18 protein-coding genes and 1 pseudogene are annotated in these 17,223 nt (G+C 61.0%); 12 read left to right on the forward strand and 7 right to left on the reverse strand.

Annotated elements, in window-relative coordinates; all coding sequences use genetic code 11:
• Positions 1 to 229: 229 nt before the first annotated feature.
• From uvrD to NDJ82_RS05215, 3 genes are all read left to right on the forward strand, one after another.
• A complete protein-coding gene (gene uvrD / locus NDJ82_RS05205; protein WP_250925039.1) occupies positions 230 to 2,413 on the forward strand; it encodes a DNA helicase II in 2,184 nt (727 codons plus the stop codon).
• 189 nt (positions 2,414 to 2,602) lie between these two features.
• Positions 2,603 to 3,490 carry a Tim44 domain-containing protein gene (locus tag NDJ82_RS05210; RefSeq protein ID WP_250925040.1) on the forward strand — a complete coding sequence of 296 codons (888 nt, stop codon included), beginning with the start codon at positions 2,603 to 2,605 and terminating at the stop codon, positions 3,488 to 3,490.
• A 141-nt stretch (positions 3,491 to 3,631) separates the two neighbouring features.
• On the forward strand, positions 3,632 to 4,039 hold the full coding sequence (locus NDJ82_RS05215; protein ID WP_250925041.1) for an SMI1/KNR4 family protein: 408 nt from the start codon (positions 3,632 to 3,634) through the stop codon (positions 4,037 to 4,039).
• Positions 4,040 to 4,096: 57 nt separating this feature from the next.
• Here NDJ82_RS05215 and NDJ82_RS05220 read toward each other — a convergent pair whose 3' ends face one another.
• Positions 4,097 to 5,860 carry a cation:proton antiporter gene (locus tag NDJ82_RS05220; protein ID WP_250925042.1) on the reverse strand — a complete coding sequence of 588 codons (1,764 nt, stop codon included), beginning with the start codon at positions 5,858 to 5,860 and terminating at the stop codon, positions 4,097 to 4,099.
• A 291-nt stretch (positions 5,861 to 6,151) separates the two neighbouring features.
• Between NDJ82_RS05220 and NDJ82_RS05225 the strand changes: the two genes are divergently transcribed.
• Entirely contained in the window at positions 6,152 to 6,628 is a 477-nt protein-coding gene (locus tag NDJ82_RS05225; RefSeq protein WP_028618540.1) for an acyl-CoA thioesterase, read from the forward strand.
• Between the two features lie 79 nt (positions 6,629 to 6,707).
• On the opposite strand, the gene pdxY is transcribed toward NDJ82_RS05225, so the two are convergent.
• On the reverse strand, positions 6,708 to 7,580 hold the full coding sequence (pdxY, locus tag NDJ82_RS05230; RefSeq protein ID WP_250925043.1) for a pyridoxal kinase PdxY: 873 nt from the start codon (positions 7,578 to 7,580) through the stop codon (positions 6,708 to 6,710).
• Between the two features lie 117 nt (positions 7,581 to 7,697).
• Between pdxY and NDJ82_RS05235 the strand changes: the two genes are divergently transcribed.
• Positions 7,698 to 8,093, forward strand: a complete 396-nt coding sequence (locus NDJ82_RS05235; protein ID WP_099586085.1) for a DUF3301 domain-containing protein — start codon at positions 7,698 to 7,700, stop codon at positions 8,091 to 8,093.
• Here NDJ82_RS05235 and NDJ82_RS05240 read toward each other — a convergent pair.
• The 4 genes and pseudogenes from NDJ82_RS05240 to NDJ82_RS27595 form a co-directional block, all read right to left on the reverse strand.
• Positions 8,087 to 9,049, reverse strand: coding sequence for a CobW family GTP-binding protein (locus tag NDJ82_RS05240; RefSeq protein WP_250925044.1), 963 nt, complete (start codon positions 9,047 to 9,049; stop codon positions 8,087 to 8,089). The genes NDJ82_RS05235 and NDJ82_RS05240 overlap by 7 nt on opposite strands.
• Before the next feature lie 44 nt (positions 9,050 to 9,093).
• Positions 9,094 to 9,738: a DUF1826 domain-containing protein gene (locus tag NDJ82_RS05245; RefSeq protein ID WP_099586086.1), complete on the reverse strand. Its 645-nt coding sequence runs from the start codon at positions 9,736 to 9,738 to the stop codon at positions 9,094 to 9,096.
• On the reverse strand, positions 9,738 to 10,943 hold the full coding sequence (zigA, locus tag NDJ82_RS05250) for a zinc metallochaperone GTPase ZigA (protein ID WP_099586087.1): 1,206 nt from the start codon (positions 10,941 to 10,943) through the stop codon (positions 9,738 to 9,740). Before zigA ends, NDJ82_RS05245 begins: the two co-directional genes overlap by 1 nt.
• Positions 10,944 to 11,035: 92 nt before the next feature.
• Positions 11,036 to 11,110 (reverse strand): annotated as a pseudogene (locus tag NDJ82_RS27595) (RNA polymerase-binding protein DksA); the annotation flags it as partial.
• Positions 11,111 to 11,236: 126 nt separating this feature from the next.
• Here NDJ82_RS27595 and NDJ82_RS05255 point away from each other — a divergent pair.
• On the forward strand, positions 11,237 to 11,605 hold the full coding sequence (locus tag NDJ82_RS05255) for a glutamine synthetase (RefSeq protein ID WP_191946666.1): 369 nt from the start codon (positions 11,237 to 11,239) through the stop codon (positions 11,603 to 11,605).
• On the opposite strand, the gene NDJ82_RS05260 is transcribed toward NDJ82_RS05255, so the two are convergent.
• Positions 11,602 to 12,813 carry an N-acetylmuramoyl-L-alanine amidase gene (locus NDJ82_RS05260; protein ID WP_250925045.1) on the reverse strand — a complete coding sequence of 404 codons (1,212 nt, stop codon included), beginning with the start codon at positions 12,811 to 12,813 and terminating at the stop codon, positions 11,602 to 11,604. The two genes, NDJ82_RS05255 and NDJ82_RS05260, sit on opposite strands and share 4 nt — an antisense overlap.
• A gap of 128 nt (positions 12,814 to 12,941) precedes the next feature.
• Between NDJ82_RS05260 and folE2 the strand changes: the two genes are divergently transcribed.
• From folE2 to NDJ82_RS05290, 6 genes are read left to right on the forward strand one after another with little or no spacing between them, the layout of a single operon-like run.
• Complete coding sequence (gene folE2, locus NDJ82_RS05265; RefSeq protein WP_158879266.1) at positions 12,942 to 13,832, forward strand: GTP cyclohydrolase FolE2; 891 nt, start codon at positions 12,942 to 12,944, stop codon at positions 13,830 to 13,832.
• Entirely contained in the window at positions 13,829 to 14,497 is a 669-nt protein-coding gene (locus NDJ82_RS05270; protein ID WP_099586091.1) for a metal ABC transporter ATP-binding protein, read from the forward strand. Before folE2 ends, NDJ82_RS05270 begins: the two co-directional genes overlap by 4 nt.
• Positions 14,497 to 15,363 carry a metal ABC transporter permease gene (locus NDJ82_RS05275; protein WP_250925046.1) on the forward strand — a complete coding sequence of 289 codons (867 nt, stop codon included), beginning with the start codon at positions 14,497 to 14,499 and terminating at the stop codon, positions 15,361 to 15,363. The genes NDJ82_RS05270 and NDJ82_RS05275 overlap by 1 nt, the downstream gene beginning before the upstream one ends.
• 11 nt (positions 15,364 to 15,374) lie before the next feature.
• Positions 15,375 to 16,253, forward strand: coding sequence for a metal ABC transporter substrate-binding protein (locus NDJ82_RS05280; RefSeq protein ID WP_112192805.1), 879 nt, complete (start codon positions 15,375 to 15,377; stop codon positions 16,251 to 16,253).
• Positions 16,250 to 16,663 carry a phosphoribosyl-AMP cyclohydrolase gene (gene hisI / locus NDJ82_RS05285; RefSeq protein ID WP_099586094.1) on the forward strand — a complete coding sequence of 138 codons (414 nt, stop codon included), beginning with the start codon at positions 16,250 to 16,252 and terminating at the stop codon, positions 16,661 to 16,663. The genes NDJ82_RS05280 and hisI overlap by 4 nt, the downstream gene beginning before the upstream one ends.
• A complete protein-coding gene (locus NDJ82_RS05290; RefSeq protein WP_048721911.1) occupies positions 16,660 to 17,220 on the forward strand; it encodes a gamma carbonic anhydrase family protein in 561 nt (186 codons plus the stop codon). The genes hisI and NDJ82_RS05290 overlap by 4 nt, the downstream gene beginning before the upstream one ends.
• The last annotated feature ends 3 nt before the right edge of the window (positions 17,221 to 17,223 follow it).

The raw sequence follows: 17,223 nt of genomic DNA on the forward strand, positions 1-17,223 counted from the left end.
AAGCAAGCGCCCGGGCCAAACTGCTCCATGTCATAAAACTGCGCGGTCACACGGCGCAAAGCTCGGCGCCAGACAGCTTCAGCGAGACCCTGCGCGGGCTGTGGCCATTGACCGACCGGTCATCACCCTGGGCAGAATGTTGAGCCGCCCCAGACTGCGCTGGATATTTTCCATCGACCACCCGGCATTGGGATTTGCCCGACTCCCCCCAGCACCCTAGAATGCGCCGATGCGCGATGATCTCTCTCTTTTGCTTAACTCCCTCAACGATGCCCAACGCCAGGCCGTAGCGGCCCCCGTTGGCCGTCAGTTGGTCCTGGCCGGTGCTGGCTCCGGTAAAACCCGAGTGCTGGTGCACCGTATCGCCTGGTTGATCCAGGTCGAAAACGCGTCCCCGCATTCCATCCTGTCGGTGACGTTCACCAACAAGGCCGCTGCCGAGATGCGTCACCGCATTGAACATCTGATGGGCATCAGCCCGGCCGGCATGTGGGTGGGCACCTTCCACGGCCTGGCGCACCGCCTGCTGCGGGCCCATTGGCAGGAGGCAGGCCTCGCCCAGACCTTCCAGATCCTCGACAGCGATGACCAGCAACGCCTGGTCAAGCGCGTGATCCGCGAGCTGGGCCTCGACGAACAGCGTTGGCCCGTGCGCCAGGCGCAGTGGTTTATCAACGGGCAGAAAGACGAAGGCCTGCGCCCGCAGCATATCCAGGCCAGCGGCGACTTGTTCCTGGCGACCATGCGCAGCATCTATGAAGCCTACGAGGCTGCCTGCGCACGCGCTGGCGTGATCGACTTCTCCGAGCTGCTGCTGCGCGCCCTCGACCTGTGGCGCGACAACCCCGGTTTGCTGGCCCATTACCAGAAACGCTTCCGCCACATTCTGGTGGATGAGTTCCAGGACACCAACGCCGTGCAGTACGCCTGGTTGCGCCTGCTGGCCAAGGGCGGCGACAGCCTGATGGTGGTGGGTGACGACGACCAGTCGATCTATGGCTGGCGCGGCGCGAAAATCGAGAACATCTATCAGTATTCCGACGACTTCCCGGACGCGATCACCATCCGCCTGGAGCAGAACTACCGCTCTACCGCCGGTATCCTCAAGGCCGCCAACGCCTTGATCGCCAACAACACCGGGCGCATGGGTAAAGAACTGTGGACCGACGGCGGCGAAGGCGAAGCGATCAACCTGTACGCCGCCTTCAACGAGCATGATGAAGCGCGCTACGTGGTGGAAACCATCGAAAGCGCGTTGAAAACTGGCCTCTCACGCAGCGACATCGCCATCCTGTATCGCTCCAACGCCCAATCGCGGGTATTGGAAGAAGCCTTGTTGCGCGAACGTATCCCGTACCGCATCTATGGCGGCCAGCGCTTCTTCGAGCGCGCCGAAATCAAGAACGCCATGGCCTACCTGCGCTTGCTGGAAGGTCGCGGCAACGATGCGGCGCTGGAGCGGGTGATCAATATCCCGGCCCGTGGCATCGGCGAAAAAACCGTCGAAGCGATCCGCGACCAAGCGCGCCACGCCGATGTGTCGATGTGGGAAGCGATGCGCTTGCTGATCGCCAACAAAGGCCTGACCGGCCGTGCCGCCGGTGCGCTGGGCGTATTTGTCGAGCTGATCGAGAACCTGGCCGCCAAGTGCATGGAAATGCCGCTGCACTTGATGACTCAGACCGTGATCGAGCAGTCCGGGCTGATCGCCTATCACGAAGCGGAAAAAGGCGAAAAAGGCCAGGCACGGGTAGAAAACCTTGAGGAACTGGTCAGCGCCGCCCGTGCGTTCGAAAACACCGAGGAAGACGAAGAGCTGACCCCGCTCGCCGCTTTCCTCGGCCATGCCTCCCTGGAAGCCGGCGACACCCAGGCCGATGAGCATGAAGACAGCATCCAGCTGATGACCTTGCACAGCGCCAAGGGCCTGGAGTTCCCGTATGTATTCCTGGTGGGCATGGAAGAAGGCCTGTTCCCGCACAAGATGAGCCTGGAAGAGCCCGGCCGCCTTGAAGAAGAACGGCGCCTGGCCTACGTGGGCATCACCCGGGCGATGCAGAACCTGGTAATGACCTACGCCGAGACCCGACGCCTGTACGGCAGCGAGACCTACAACAAGGTGTCGCGCTTCGTACGTGAAGTGCCGAAGGGCCTGATCCAGGAAGTGCGCCTGTCCAACAGCGTCAGCCGCCCGTTCGGCGGTGGCCAGCAGCAGAACTCCAGCAGCATGTTTGCCGGTTCCGAAATTCCGGAAACCCAGTTCAGCCTTGGCCAGCAGGTCCGGCATTCCGTGTTCGGCGAAGGCGTCATCCTCAACTTCGAGGGTGCCGGCGCCCAGGCACGGGTGCAGGTGAACTTCGCCGAAGGCAGCAAGTGGCTGATGATGGGTTACGCGAAGCTCGAAGCCGTCTGAAACATTTGCCTACATGAAGCTTATTGGCCCGCCCTTGTTTTTAACGAGCGCGGGCCAATATCTTCCATTAGTCCTACAGACCTTTCGGAATCGGTCTTACGCAAAAGCCCGAAACATTATGCCGCTAGCCACTGTCACTACACCTGTGCAACATGGCGCGCGTGCAATCCACAAATGGGAATTCCCTTTATGAAACGTTTTCTTAGCATCGCCATGGCGTTGTGCATCGGCCTGACGATGAGCCTCGACGCCAACGCCAAACGCTTCGGTGGCGGCAAAAGCTCGGGCGCGGCGCCGACTCACCAGACCAGCCAAATGGCTCCATCCGCCGGTGCAGGCGGTGCTGCCGCTACTGCAGGCGCAGCCGCTACTGCAGGCGCAGCCGGTGCTGCAGGCGCCGCGGCCAAAGCCGGCGGTGCGTCGCGCTGGTTGGGCCCTCTGGCCGGCATCGCGGCCGGTGGCCTGCTCGCTTCCATGTTCATGGGCGGCGGCTTCCAGGGCATGCAGATCTTCGACATCCTGATCATGGCCGTCATCGCCTTCCTGGTCTTCCGTTTTATCGCCGCCCGTCGTCGCAAGCAGCAGGAGCACATGGCTCCAGCCGGCGCGCCGATGCAGCGTGAAGTGTTCGAGCAGAAGCCTGCCATGGGTTCGATCTTCGGTGGTTCGGCAGCGCCTGCTGCGGCCCGTCCGGTGATCAACGCACCGGCCTGGTTCAACGAAGAGCGTTTCGTCGAAGCGGCCCGTAGCCACTTCCAGTCCCTGCAGCAACACTGGGACGCCAACGAAATGGACAAGATCGCCGAGTTCGTGACCCCCCAACTGCTGGAGTTCCTCAAGCGCGAACGCGCCGAGATCGGCGACGCGTTCCAGTCGACCTACATCGACGACCTGCGCGTACAGCTGGACGGTGTGGATGATCGCGCCGACAAGACCATCGCCACCCTGACCTTCAGTGGTGTGTCGAAGACCTCGCGCTTCGACCAGGGCGAAGTGTTCAGCGAAAGCTGGAACATGGAACGCCCTCAAGGCGAAAACCAGCCTTGGCTGGTCGCCGGTATCCGCCAGAACGGCTGATACCCCCGCGCTTGCAAGCCGTAACAAAAAACCCCGGACATGTCTCATGTCCGGGGTTTTCTATTTCACGGTTGCACTTATAGCGAGCTACTGTATAAAACGCCCCTATAAACCGCGCCATCTAGCAAGAGGATCCCGGCCGTGGAAGAAATCATCGAACAATTGCGTGAAGCCAACGAACCGGTCCCGGTTCCTCTGGAACTGCCTGACGAAGATCAACTGGTGGAAATCGAAGAACAACTGTTCATCGACATCCCGTTTGTCTTCCGTGAATTCCTGCTGACCGTCAGCGATGTTGTATACGGCAGCCTGGAGCCGGTGACCGTCACCGACCCGCAATCCCACACCTACCTGCCGGACGTGGCCGCTAACGCCTGGGATGCGGGCGTTGACCGCACCCTGATCCCGATCTGCCAGGACGGCGACGACTACTACTGCGTCGAAGAAGACGGCACCGTGGTGCTGTGGTCCGCCGAAGAAGAGCTCGTCACCGAAGAGACGTGGGAATCGGTCTGGCACTGGGCGCGGGACGTCTGGCTCGAAAGCTGAGACCTGATCCCTGTGGTGAGCGGGCTTGTCCCGCGCCGGGCTGCGGTGCGGCCCCCATCAGTGCTCCGGCGTATCCTTGTGGTTATCCAGGGTCTCCAGCAAGGCCACCTGCATCCGCGTATGCACGCGGATGAACCAGCGCCAGAGCACCGCCGCCACCGCCGCCGTGACTACGGCAATCAGTAGCAGCAACTTGTTGGTCGGCAGAATACTGGCCGACAAGGCTGCCAGTAGCAGGAAGATCATCAGCAGCGACAGAATCGGGATCAGCTCGGCAATCACCCGCCGCACCCGCTGGGTATGCCGCCCAGCCATTTCCGGCTTGACGCTCATCTCCGCCAGCAACATCGACAGCGCCTTGAGCTTGCGGTAAGCCGCAATCAAAAACGGCAGCGACAACAGCAACGCCCCGCCCCAGATCAATGCCTTCTGCCAGCTCGGATCATTGATCCAACCTTCCAGATACCCACCAATGCGCGCCGCAAAAAAACTGCCGGCGAAGAAAATCGCGATTACCAGCGCCAGGTTCACGCCGACTTGCAGGATGATTCTGCGGATCATCGACGCCAGCATCGCGCCCTCGCCCTGAGGCTGAATGCTGCGCAGCCACTCGCCGTACATACCGAATACCCGGCTCATGCGCTTGGGCATCACCGCCGCGATCTTCAGCGACAGCGGATCAGCACCGCGTATCAGGTAAGGCGTCAGCAGCGTGGTGATCGCCGAAACGGCGACCGCCACCGGATACAGGAAGTCACTGGTCACCTGCAAGGTCATGCCCAGCGCGGCGATGATGAAGGAAAACTCGCCAATCTGTGACAGCCCCATGCCCACGCGCAGTGAGGTGCGGCCGTCATTACCGGCGATAAATGCGCCGAGGCCGCAGGACAACATCTTGCCGAGCACCACTGCCACGGTGATCACCGCGATGGGCCAGGCGTATTGCAACAGGATCTGCGGGTCGATCATCAGGCCAATCGCAACAAAGAAGATCGCGCTGAACATGTCGCGAACCGGCTCGATCAGGCGCTCAATCTTAATCAATTGCTTGGACTCGGCCATGATCGCGCCAATCAAAAACGCGCCCAATACCATGCTGTATTCCAGCTTGACCACCAGCAGGCAGAAACCGAAGCATAGGCCCAGCACGGTGATCAGCAGCATCTCGTTGCTTTCGAACTTGGCCACATAAGCCAACAGACGCGGCACCAGCAAGATGCCGATCACCAAGGCAACGATCATGAACAGCGAGAGCTTGCCGACCGTGGAGAACACCTCGCCGGAGCTGACCGTACCGCTGACGGCGATGCTCGACAGCAAGGCAATGATGCCAATGCCAAGAATGTCCTCGACGATCAGCACGCCGAAAATCAGCTGCGCGAAACGCTGGTTCTTCATCTTCAAATCATTGAGGGCTTTGACGATGATGGTGGTCGAGGAAATCGCCAGAATCGCGCCGAGGAACAGCGAGTCCATGGTGTTCCAGTCAAACCAGCGGCCGATCTCGTAGCCGATCCAGATCATCAGGATGATTTCCAGGAAGGCCGCGATAAACGCCGTGGCACCCACCTTGAACAACTTGCGCAGGCTGAACTCCAGACCCAGGCAGAACATCAGGAAGATCACCCCGAGCTCGGCGAGGGTCTTGATGGTGTCTTCGTCGTGGATCAGGCCGAACGGTGGGGTGTGGGGGCCGATGATGAAGCCGGAAACGATGTAACCCAGCACCACCGGCTGTTTGAGGCGATGAAACAGGACAGTGACTACCCCTGCCACCAGCATGATCACGGCCAAGTCCTGGATAAAGCTGATGGCGTGCATGGCGAGGGGCTCCTTGAGGGTACCGGCGCTTTTCCCACTTCCGCCCGCGCACATGAAACGTCGCAAAGTGCGGAAGGAAAAGTCTGCCTTTATCGTAAGAAATGCCCTGGGATGGGCTTTTGAAGGTTAACACCGCGACTTCCAGCAGAAAGCCGGTGCAATATATGGAAACAGATCGGTGCAGGCGTGACGGCAAGCCGACCACCGGCGTCCCGTAAAGGATGGCGCTGCAAAGATTCCAGCACCCGCAGAGGTGCGCCCCCAACCAATGCCTACAACCGTGAGTGTGCTATGGAACCCGGAAACGCCCAGCTGTCGATGACGGTATTGATGACCCCTGACATGGCCAACTTCTCAGGCAATGTCCACGGCGGCACCCTGCTCAAGTACCTCGACGAAGTGGCCTACGCCTGCGCAAGCCGTTATGCCGGTCGCTATGTGGTGACGCTGTCGGTGGATCAGGTGATTTTTCGCGAGCCGATCCATGTCGGCGAACTGGTGACGTTCCTTGCGTCGGTCAACTACACCGGCAATACGTCGATGGAAGTGGGCATCAAAGTGGTGACCGAGAACATCCGTGAACGCTCTGTGCGCCACACCAACAGCTGCTTCTTCACCATGGTAGCCGTCGACGACCAACGCAAACCGGCCGCCGTGCCGCCGCTGCAACCGCAGAACAGCGAAGACAAGCGCCGGTTTGTACAGGCCCAACAGCGTCGGCAGATTCGTCAGGAGCTGGAAAAGCGCTACCAGGAAATCAAAGGCTGAGACACGGCAAAGCCCGACCTGTAAACCCAATCAAAATGTGGGAGCTGGCTTGCCAGCTCCCACATTGGGTTTTGTGTGTTTATAGATCTATCGGCGTGGCTTCAAAACGTACGCGTGGGTGGGCGATACGATCCTGAGCCCGCACCAGCTCCAGTTCGTAACTGGCGCAGGCCTGGGTTTCCAGCAGCACTTCGTGCACAGCCGCCGCGGTGAACTCAAAGGCGGCCAACAGGCTGTCGCCCAACAACACTCGCGCCAGGAACAACCCCGACGTCAGGTCGCCCACGCCCACCGGTTGGCGCGGGAAGGCCAGCAGCGGCCGACGCAGGTGCCAACTGCCGTCGGCGGTCACCAACAACATCTCGAAACCGTCCGGCAACTTGCCCGGGTAATCCAAATGTTTGACCAGCACGGCCTTTGGCCCGCGTGCCAGCAACGCCTTGGCCATCGCCAGGCAATCGAACAGCGACTGCGGCTTGCGCCCGGCAAAGCTGTCCAATTCCAGTTGGTTGGGGCACAGGAAGTCGGCCATGGCAACGGCTTCGTCGAGCAGGAAATCGCTGACGTCCTGGGGCACGATGCAGCCTTTTTCCGGATGGCCCATGACCGGGACGCACAGGTACAGGGCCTTGGGATTGATGGCTTTGATCCGCGCCACGCCGGTGAGAATCGCCCGGCCCTGGTCCGCGCTGCCCAAGTAGCCGGACAGCACTGCATCGCAATTGCCCAGCTCACCGATGGCGGCAATGCCTTCCACCAACGCAGGAATTTGCTGCGGTGCCAACACTTCGCCCGCCCACTGTCCATACTGGGTGTGGTTGGAGAACTGCACCGTGTTCAGCGGCCAGACATTCACCCCGACCCGCTGCATGGGGAACACGGCGGCGCTGTTTCCGGCGTGGCCAAAGACCACATGAGACTGGATCGCAAGCAGATGAGGTGTGCGTTTCATGCAGGGGATTTCCGTAAAGCCATTGAAATTCTGGCCGCGCAGTATGCGACTAAACGCAGCCTGTACGACAGACCGGCGACACAGTTAAGCTGCTCTCACTTTGTTGGAGTTTTTCGCATGCTGACCCTGGGAAACATGTTTGTGTTGATGCTGCTGGCGACCGGCGCCGCCTGGGTGTGGCACAACCACGGCCTGCGCGAGCGGGCGCTGGCGCGGGTCAAGCAGCATTGCGCCAAGCTCGATATCGAATTGCTCGACGGTGCCGTCGCGTTGAAGCGCATCGGTTTTGTGAAAGACGCCAATGGCCGGCGGCGTCTGGCGCGTATCTACAATTTCGAGTTCACCGTCACGGGCGAGACCCGTCACAGCGGGACTATCACCCAATTCGGCGCCCACAGCGCGCAGATCGAACTGGCGCCCTACCCGTTCGAGGCCAAGGAGGCGCTGCCCAGCGCTGAAGTCATTGAGCTGAGCCAATGGCGGCAGGACCACGCGGCCAAGAACCGTCAGTAACGGCAGGCTGCCAGCGCGGCCTGTAATGCGATAACGTCCTGTGGGGCGCTGAAGATCAGTTCGACACGAGAGTCGCGGCGCCATTCACTGGGCTGCCAGGTGAACGAGCTGTTATCCACAGCATTAACGGAAATCCAGCGATCACGGCTGTGGATAACCAGTTTGGCGCGGCGCCATTCAAGACTTTTGAGCCACAGCGCCAGACGCTCAGGATCAAATAGCTGGCTTGGATGCCAGCGCCAACCAATGCTCCAGCCGCCCTCCTGGGCCTGACTCAAACAAATGGGCTGCGCGGGATCGCTCCAGATCGCCGGCAGTTGGGCCAGCCCCTTGGGCACTGCGAAGTTATCCACAGCCGCGCCTGCAATTGCGTTCAAGCCAGGTAGCTGGGCCAGCGGCAACTGCGCCTGGCGTGTCCAGTAAATCGCACAATCCGGTAACTGCCGTTGGATCGCATGGCGCTGCGTGGCATCCAGCGCCTCATCCTTGTTCAACACCAACAGCCCGGCACTGGCCAGCGCCTCCTGCTGCGCCACCGGCAAAGGCTTGCCCGCCGCCAGTGCTTGGGCATCCAGCACCAGCACACAGGGCTGGACCGCCAGCACCGCTTGCCACGGCGCTTCGCGCAACTGCTTGAGCAACTGCGCAGGATGGCCCAGGCCCGAGGGTTCGATAAACAAACGATCCGGCTTGGCCTTACGCAGCAAGCGGCCCAGGCCTACCTGGAACGGTGCACCATTCACACAGCACAGGCAGCCACCGGCAACTTCGCCGAGGGCAATGCCGTCGTCGTCCCGGGTCAGCAGCGCAGCATCCAGGCCGATCTGCCCGAACTCGTTGATCAACACCGCCCAGCGCTCGTTGGCCGGGCGTTGGGCGAGCAGGTGCTTGATCAAGCTGGTCTTGCCGGCGCCCAAGGGGCCGGCGATCACGTGGGTGGGAATGTTCTGCAGCATCAGGGGCATCGTTCAGACCGTGTAGAGCGTTTGATCCTACGCGGTTACGCGAGCCAATCCAGCGTCAGAATCAATCGGCGCTCATCCGCTTTCAGGCCGGGTGAGCGATGGATCAGGCCGTGGCCTTCGTTGCCATGCCATTTGGTGCCCTTGAGCAGCGCCACTTCACCGCACTGAATCTGCTCGATGCGCTCGCTGGGTTCGGCGTCCGCTTGGCTGAGCTTGCGCCGGTCCATCACGCCTTCACGCAACCACTGGCTGCCGACACCCGCATAGGTGGTGATCAACCGTACCGGCACATGATCGACGTGAAAACGTGGGCACATGGCTTTATCCAACAGCCGCAGGCGCACGCCGATGCGCTTGGCGCCGAGCAGGCAGGCGAAGGCACTGACCAGCCATGACACATCGGCGACAAAGCCTTCATAACCCTCCAGATCACGGCAACTGGACGCCAATCCCTGCAAGTTCGGCTCGGCGTCTTCGCTGTTGAGCTCAATCACCATCGAATCAGCCAACGGCTCGTTAAGTGCCACCAGCAAGGCGCCGAACTCGGCAATATGCAGCGGCAACTGACGCTGCCACAGCGCCAGGTTCACGCCGTCCTCAAGGATGTCGGACAGCGCCAGCGGGGTTTCACCACGGGTCTGGCGAATCACGGGGCGCAAGGGGATAACCGGTGCCAGCATCAGGCTGCCTCTTCATACCAGGGACCAAACGGATCAGCCAGCAGGCGCCAACCTTCGACGCCCAGGGCCATTTCTTCATCGTTGAGCAGGCACGCATCCAACTCGGCGCGCATGTGGGCGAAGTCGATGTTCTGCCCGATAAACACCAGTTCCTGACGGCAGTCGCCGGTGCTGAGTTGCCAGTTGCCCATGATTGCCGCGACGCTTTCTTCGTCCTGGGGCCATTGGCTTTTCGGCACGAAACGCCACCAGCGCCCGGCAAACCCGTGACGCATCAGGCCGCCAGCCTGGGACCAGCTGCCGGCGTCCTGATGTTTGCTGGCCAGCCAGAAAAAGCCTTTGGAGCGCAGCAATTTGCCGTTCACCCAAGGCCGGTCGATAAAGTCGAAGAAGCGTTGCGGATGGAACGGGCGGCGTGCGCGATAGGCGGTGGATGCGATGCCATATTCTTCGGTTTCCGGCACATGCTCACCGCGCAACTCTTGTAGCCAGCCTGGCGCTTGGGCGGCGCGTTCAAAGTCAAAGCGGCCGGTGTTGAGGATCTTGTGCAGCGGCACCTCGCCCATGACCATCGGGATGATTTGTGCCTGGGCGTTGAGGCGCTCAAGGATGGCAATCAACTCTTCGCGTTCGCTGCTACTGATCAGGTCGATCTTGCTGATCAAGATCACATCGGCGAATTCGATCTGCTCGATCAACAGGTCGGTGATCGAGCGCTCGTCCTCTTCGCCAAGGGTTTCGCCCCGTGAGGCCAGGCTTTCGGCGGCCTGGTAGTCGAGCAGGAAGTTCATGCCGTCGACTACCGTGACCATGGTGTCCAGGCGTGCGACATCGGCCAGGCTCTGGTCGTTTTCATCGCGAAAGGTGAAGGTTTCGGCCACGGGCAACGGTTCCGAGATACCGGTGGATTCAATCAACAGGTAATCGAACCGACCTTCCTTGGCGAGCTTTCCGACCTCTTCCAGCAAGTCTTCACGCAGGGTGCAGCAGATACAGCCGTTGCTCATCTCCACCAGTTTTTCTTCGGAGCGATTAAGCGTGACGTCGCGCTGCACCTCACTGCCGTCGATGTTGATTTCACTCATATCGTTGACGATCACTGCCACACGCAGATTTTCGCGGTTACGCAGCACATAGTTGAGCAATGTGCTTTTACCGGCGCCGAGAAAGCCGGACAACACGGTAACGGGGAGACGATTGGGCATCAGGTATTCCTCATCAGGGTCGGCCGGTCAAATCGCCCGTTTATGGCGTTCGTGCAGCTCTTCACGTTCTTTGGCTTCGATACACAGGGTGGTTCGCGGAAGAAGCCCTGCTGGGCTTCATTCATGTAGTCGGCAGGCGGTTGGGTCAGCAGGTCTTGTCCGGTCATGGGGAGCGGGTCACGGGTCAGGCTGTGTTTTTATGTTATAGTATAACAACACAAATAAGCCAATCCCCCTTGCTCGCTGCGACGAAGGGCGCAATGCTTGAACTCCTCCCAGCCCCGAGAAACCTTATGAAATACCTGGTGTGCGCTCTGTTATTGGCAGCGGCAGGGCCTGCTTGTGCACAAGCGCCGAGTCCGCTGGCCACCTGCACGCGCAGCGCCAACGTGCTGGCCTGTGTCGACCCGCTGGGCAACGCCTACAGTGTGGCGACGGTGGGCAACACCACGTATTTGCGCGGCTTCGAAGTGGCCGGCAAACGCTATTGGGCACAGACCAACAGCCGGTATGGGCAACTGACGTTTTTCACTGGCCTGGCCTCGGATGGGGAGGCGTGGGTCGGCTACACACGCCGCGTGGGCTGGACCACGATCAATCGGTTCTCCAGCTCCGGAGGGGCCAGCGCCAAGTTCACCTGTAGCCGGATCACCGGCTGCTAGGCCCGAGGATTCTTCTGTTCCTGAACCCACGCCATGTAGCTGTTCATTGGCGGGTTCTTCTGGAAGTAGTTTTTCAGGCCATCGAACAAACCATCCGCCACCGCCTGTTGATGGCGGGCCGTCACCAGCCGCTGGGCGTCACGGGTGTTGGAGATAAAGCCCGTCTCCACCAAGATCGATGGCACATCCGGAGACTTGAGCACCGCGAACCCGGCCTGTTCCACGCGTTTCTGATGCAGGCTGGTGATGCTTTGCAGACTGCCCAACACCGAGCTGCCCAGTTGCAGGCTGGAGGCAATGGTGGCGTTCATCGACATGTCGAGAATCACCCCGGCCAGCATCGGGTCCTTGTCCTTGAGATTGAGCAACGTGGTGGCGCCCAGCAGGTCCGCGCCGTTTTCACGCTGGGCCATAAAACGCGCCGTGGCCGAAGTGGCGCCGCCCTCCGACAGCGCATACACCGAGGCCCCCGATGCCGTAAGCCGTGGCGCGGCATCGGCGTGCACCGAGATAAACATATCGGCCTTGTGCTGGCGGGCGATGTCCACGCGCTTGCGCAGCGGTACGAAGAAGTCGTCGTTGCGCACCAGTTTCACGTCAAAGCCCTTCTCGCGTTTCAGGCGCTTGGCGAGCAGTTGGGCGATGGACAACACCACGTCTTTTTCGCGCTGGCCCTTGGAGCCGATGGCGCCCGGGTCTTTGCCGCCGTGGCCGGGGTCGACCACCACCATGATGTCGCGCTTGGGATGCGCCTTGTCCACCGGCGCCGCCAAGGGCGCAGGTTCAGCGGCGATTTGACGGGGCGCCTGAGTGGCACTGGTGAGATCGAGTACCAAGCGATGCCCCTGACCTTCCTGCGGCGGCAATATAAAGCTGTTGAGCTGCATCGGTGTGGCCAGGTCGAGCACGATGCGCGTATCCGCCTTGCCGAAATGCCCCGAACGAATCGAGGTTATCCCACTGTTCTTCAACTCAAGTTGAGAAAAATCACCACTGAGCCCCGCACCGCTGAGGTCGATGATCAGGCGCTCCGGCGCGGTCAGGGAGAAGGTCTTGTACTGCACCGGACCGCTGAGGTCGAACACCAGCCGCAGCTTGTCGTTTGAGCGCCATAAACGCGCATTACGAATCTGCGTGGCGTGCGCCGTAAACGGCAACACAAAAAAGGGGCTGGCCAGGAGCAGATTGAGAAGCTGACGTCTGTGCATGACAAATACCGCAAATAAAGGAGCGTCCGTACTCGACATGACTGAAAAAAGGCTAGGACAGAAAATTCATCGTCGACTCTATTGTTATACTATAACATGTCGAATTATTTCCAACGATGGACCTGCTCATGAACGCGCTGACTCTGCCGGATATCGCCGCGCAGGCTTCACGCCAAGCCTTGCCGCTCGACTGGGTGGGCATGTGCGGCATCGCCCTGCCAATCCTCATCGACGGTCAGCGTCTGACCGCCACCGCCGATGCCGGTGTGAGCCTGGACGACGGCACCGCCCGTGGCATTCATATGTCACGCTTGTACTTGGCGCTGGAAATGCTCGACCAGCAGCCCCTTACGCCTGCACTTCTGCGCAATGTACTGCAGCGCTTTCTCGACAGTCATGAAGATTTATCTAAGAACGCCTACCTGCGTATCCATACGAATTTGCTGCTGAAACGCCCGGCGCTGGTGAGCCCTTTGGCCGGTTGGAAGAGCTATCCGGTCAGCATCGAAGCCCGTCTTGAAAATCAGATGTTCCACGTGGAACAAAAAATTGACGTGACTTACTCCTCGACTTGCCCCTGTTCCGCAGCCCTTGCCAGGCAGTTGATTCAGCAGCAGTTTCTCGAAGATTTCGCCGACAAGCCGTTGCAGCATGAAGCTGTGCTGACTTGGCTCGGCAGCGCCAATGGGATCATCGCCACGCCCCACAGCCAGCGCAGCAGCGCCCAGCTTCACGTACACCTGCAAGGCGATCATCTGGCGCTGACTGATCTGATCAACGACGCCGAAGCTGCCCTCGGCACCGCCGTACAAACCGCCGTGAAACGTGCGGACGAACAAGCCTTCGCCCTGGCCAACGGGCAGAACCTGATGTTCTGCGAAGACGCCGCCCGCCGCCTGAACCTCGCCTTGAAACGCTCGGATGCCGTCAAAGCCTTCCACCTGAAAGTGATCCACGCCGAAAGCCTGCACGCGCACGATGCCGTGGCTGAAAGCCGCTGGACGAGACAGCCTGAATGATCACCTGCACCACGTTACGCTGGGGCGCCCCCGGCCAACCGCTCACGCCCGCCGTGGATTTCACCTTGGAAAAAGGCAGCCTCACGGGCGTTATCGGTCCCAACGGCTGCGGTAAAAGCAGCTTGCTGAAAGTGATTGCCGGGCTGCAAAAGCCGCTGGCCGGCAAGGTGATCGTGGATGTTCCACGCCGTGGCGGCCTGGCGTTCCTGCCTCAGCAGCAACACCTCGACCGGCAGTTCCCCATCAGCCTGCAAGAGTTAGTCGCCGCAGGTTTCTGGGGCACCCAACTCACCTCGCAGCAACGCAGCCAGCGCCTGCACACGGTGCTGGAAGACTGGTGCCTCAGTGGCCTGGAACAGCGCCCATTGATGGCGTTGTCCGGCGGCCAATTGCAACGCGCGCTGCTGGCCCGTATGAGCCTGGCCGAGTCGCCGGTGTTGTTGCTGGATGAACCCCACGCGGCCCTCGATGAAGAGGGCCAGGCGCTGTGCTGGAAACATATCCACGCCTGGCATGCCGAAGGCCGCACGCTGGTCATCGTTTGCCACGACTTGACGTCCGTACGCCACCACACCGAGCACGTGCTGCATATCAAAAGCACCGGCTGTGTGTTCGGCAATAGCAAAGAGCTGATCCGCCCGCAGCCCCAGATGCAGGTGGCCTGATGCACTTCGCCGCCCACCTGTGGATGCCCTTCGTCGATTTCGTGTTTATGCGCCGCGCCCTGATCGGCGGGCTGGTGCTCGCATGCAGCACCGCGCCGCTGGGCGTTTTCCTGATCTTGCGCCGCATGAGCCTGATCGGTGACGCCGTGGCCCACGGCATCCTGCCCGGCGCTGCGCTGGGCTTCTGGTTCGCCGGGCTCAGCCTGCCCGCGCTGACCATCGGCGGCCTCGGTGCCGGCTTGAGCATGGCCGGCCTGTCCGCTTGGATCACCCGGCGCACCGGTCTGCGCGAAGACGCCAGCCTCGCCGCCATCTACCCGATTTCACTCGCCGCCGGCGTACTGATCCTCGGCATCGCCGGCAAGCGCCTGGACCTCTTGCACCTGTTGTTCGGCTCCGCCCTGGCCGTCGACGCCACCACCCTCACCGGCATGCTCTGGGTGTCCGGGTTCAGCCTGCTCGCCATGGCGCTGATCTACAAACCGCTGCTGCTCGATACCCTCGACCCGCTGTTCCTGCAAACCGTCAGCCGTCTCGGCCCGCTGGCCCATGGGCTGTTTTTGACCCTGGTGGTACTGAACCTGGTGATCGGCTTCCAGGCCATCGGCGCGTTGATGGTGGTGGGTTTGATGATGTTGCCGGCCATCGCTTCACGTTTCTGGAGCCGGCGCCTGCCGGTGTTGATTGCGGTATCGGCGGTGCTGGGATGCCTGTCGGTGTGGCTTGGCTTGTTGTTGTCGTTCTACTACTCACTGCCCAGCGGCCCGGCGATTGTGCTGGTGGCTGGCGCGGGGTACCTGCTGTCCGTGGTCTTCGGTCCGGTGCACGGTTTGCTGCGCCGCCCGCCCCTGCTTACATCCCAATGAGGTGTTTCCCGATGCGCGCTCTACTCGTGCTGTTCAGTCTGCTGCTGCCGCTGTCGATGGCCCAGGCCGCCGACAAACTCCAGGTGGTCACCAGCTTCAGTATTCTCGATGACATCACTCACCAGATCGGTGGCGATCACATCCAGATCAGCAACATGGTCGGCCCGGATGCCGACGCCCACACCTACGAGCCCACGCCGGACGACGCCAAGGCGCTGCTCAAGGCCAAGCTGATCATCAAGAATGGTCTCGGTTTCGAACCTTGGCTGGACCGCCTGGTCACCAGCACCGAAACCAAAGCCACAGTAGTCACCGCCAGTAAGGGCGTGATCTCCCACACCATGGAAGAAGACGGCGAAACCATCCCCGACCCGCACGCCTGGCACAACCTGGCCAACGCTGAAATCTACGTGAACAACATCACCAAGGCGCTGGTGGCCGCCGACCCGGCCAATACCGCCGATTACCAGCGCAACAGCCAAACCTACCTGAAGGAAATCTATCGCCTGCTGGCCGAAGCCAAGACCAAGTTCGGTGCCCTGCCACCCGGCAACCGCCGCATTGTCACCTCTCATGACGCCTTCGGTTACCTGGGACAGGCCTATGGCATTCAGTTCTTGGCGCCGCAAGGCTTGTCCACCGAACGTGAGCCTTCCGCAGCCGAAGTCGCTGCGCTGATCACCCAGATTCGCAAAGACAAGGTCAAGGCCGTGTTCATGGAAAACATCAAGGACTCGCGCCTGCTCAAGCAGATCGCTGACGAAAGCGGCGCGCAGATCGGCGGTACGCTGTACTCCGACGCCCTCGCCGCCGAAGGCCCCGCCAGCACGTTTACCGGACTGTTCGAATACAACCTCAACACCTTGTGCGCTGCCCTGAGCAAGCCATGAACCTGAGCATGCTCGAACTGGAAGGGGCGGCCATCGGCAGTCGCTTTCCACTCAAACCGGTGCTCGACGCGCTGGCGTGGAACAGCGATGGCTTGATCGCCGCCATCGCCCAGCAACACGGCAGCGGCGCGGTGTTGATGCTGGCCTGGATGAACCGCCAGGCCCTCAACGAAACCCTCGCTACCGGGCAAGTCTGCTATTGGTCGCGCTCGCGCCAGCAACTGTGGCGCAAAGGCGAAAGCTCCGGTCACTGGCAACAGTTGGTAGAAGCGCGCCTGGATTGCGACGGCGACGCGGTGCTGCTGATCGTCAACCAACTCGGCCCTGCCTGCCATACCGGCCGGCCCACCTGTTTCTACAACGCCATCGATGGCGACCACGTCCACATCATCACGGAGCCCAGCGCATGATCCGCAAGAACCCTTCCGGCGATCTGCCAGTGATTGCCGAATCGGCCTACGTCGACAAAACAGCCATCATCTGCGGCAAGGTCATCATCGGCGAGAACGTCTTCGTCGGCCCATACGCGGTGATCCGCGCCGACGAAGTCGACGCCAGCGGCGCCATGGACCCGATCACCATCGGCGCCAATTCCAATATCCAGGACGGCGTGGTGATTCACTCCAAATCCGGCGCGGCAGTCACCATCGGTGAATTCACCTCCATTGCCCACCGCTCCATCGTCCACGGCCCGTGCTCGGTGGGCGATCGCGTGTTCATCGGCTTCAACAGCGTGCTGTTCAATTGCGCCGTGGGCGACGGTTGCGTGGTGCGCCACAACTCGGTGGTCGATGGCCGCGACTTGCCGGCCGCGTTCTACGTGCCCTCCACCACCCGCATCGGGCCCAACACCGACCTGTCGCAATTTCCGCCGGTGAGCGTCAGTGCCTCGGAGTTTTCCGAAGACGTGGCGCGCACCAACGTTGATTTGGTGCGCGGCTACAAAGCCCTGCAAAACGAGTTCTGAACC

The sequence above is a fragment of the Pseudomonas sp. SR18 genome, assembly GCF_023701505.1.
Lineage (GTDB): Bacteria > Pseudomonadota > Gammaproteobacteria > Pseudomonadales > Pseudomonadaceae > Aquipseudomonas > Aquipseudomonas cyclaminis.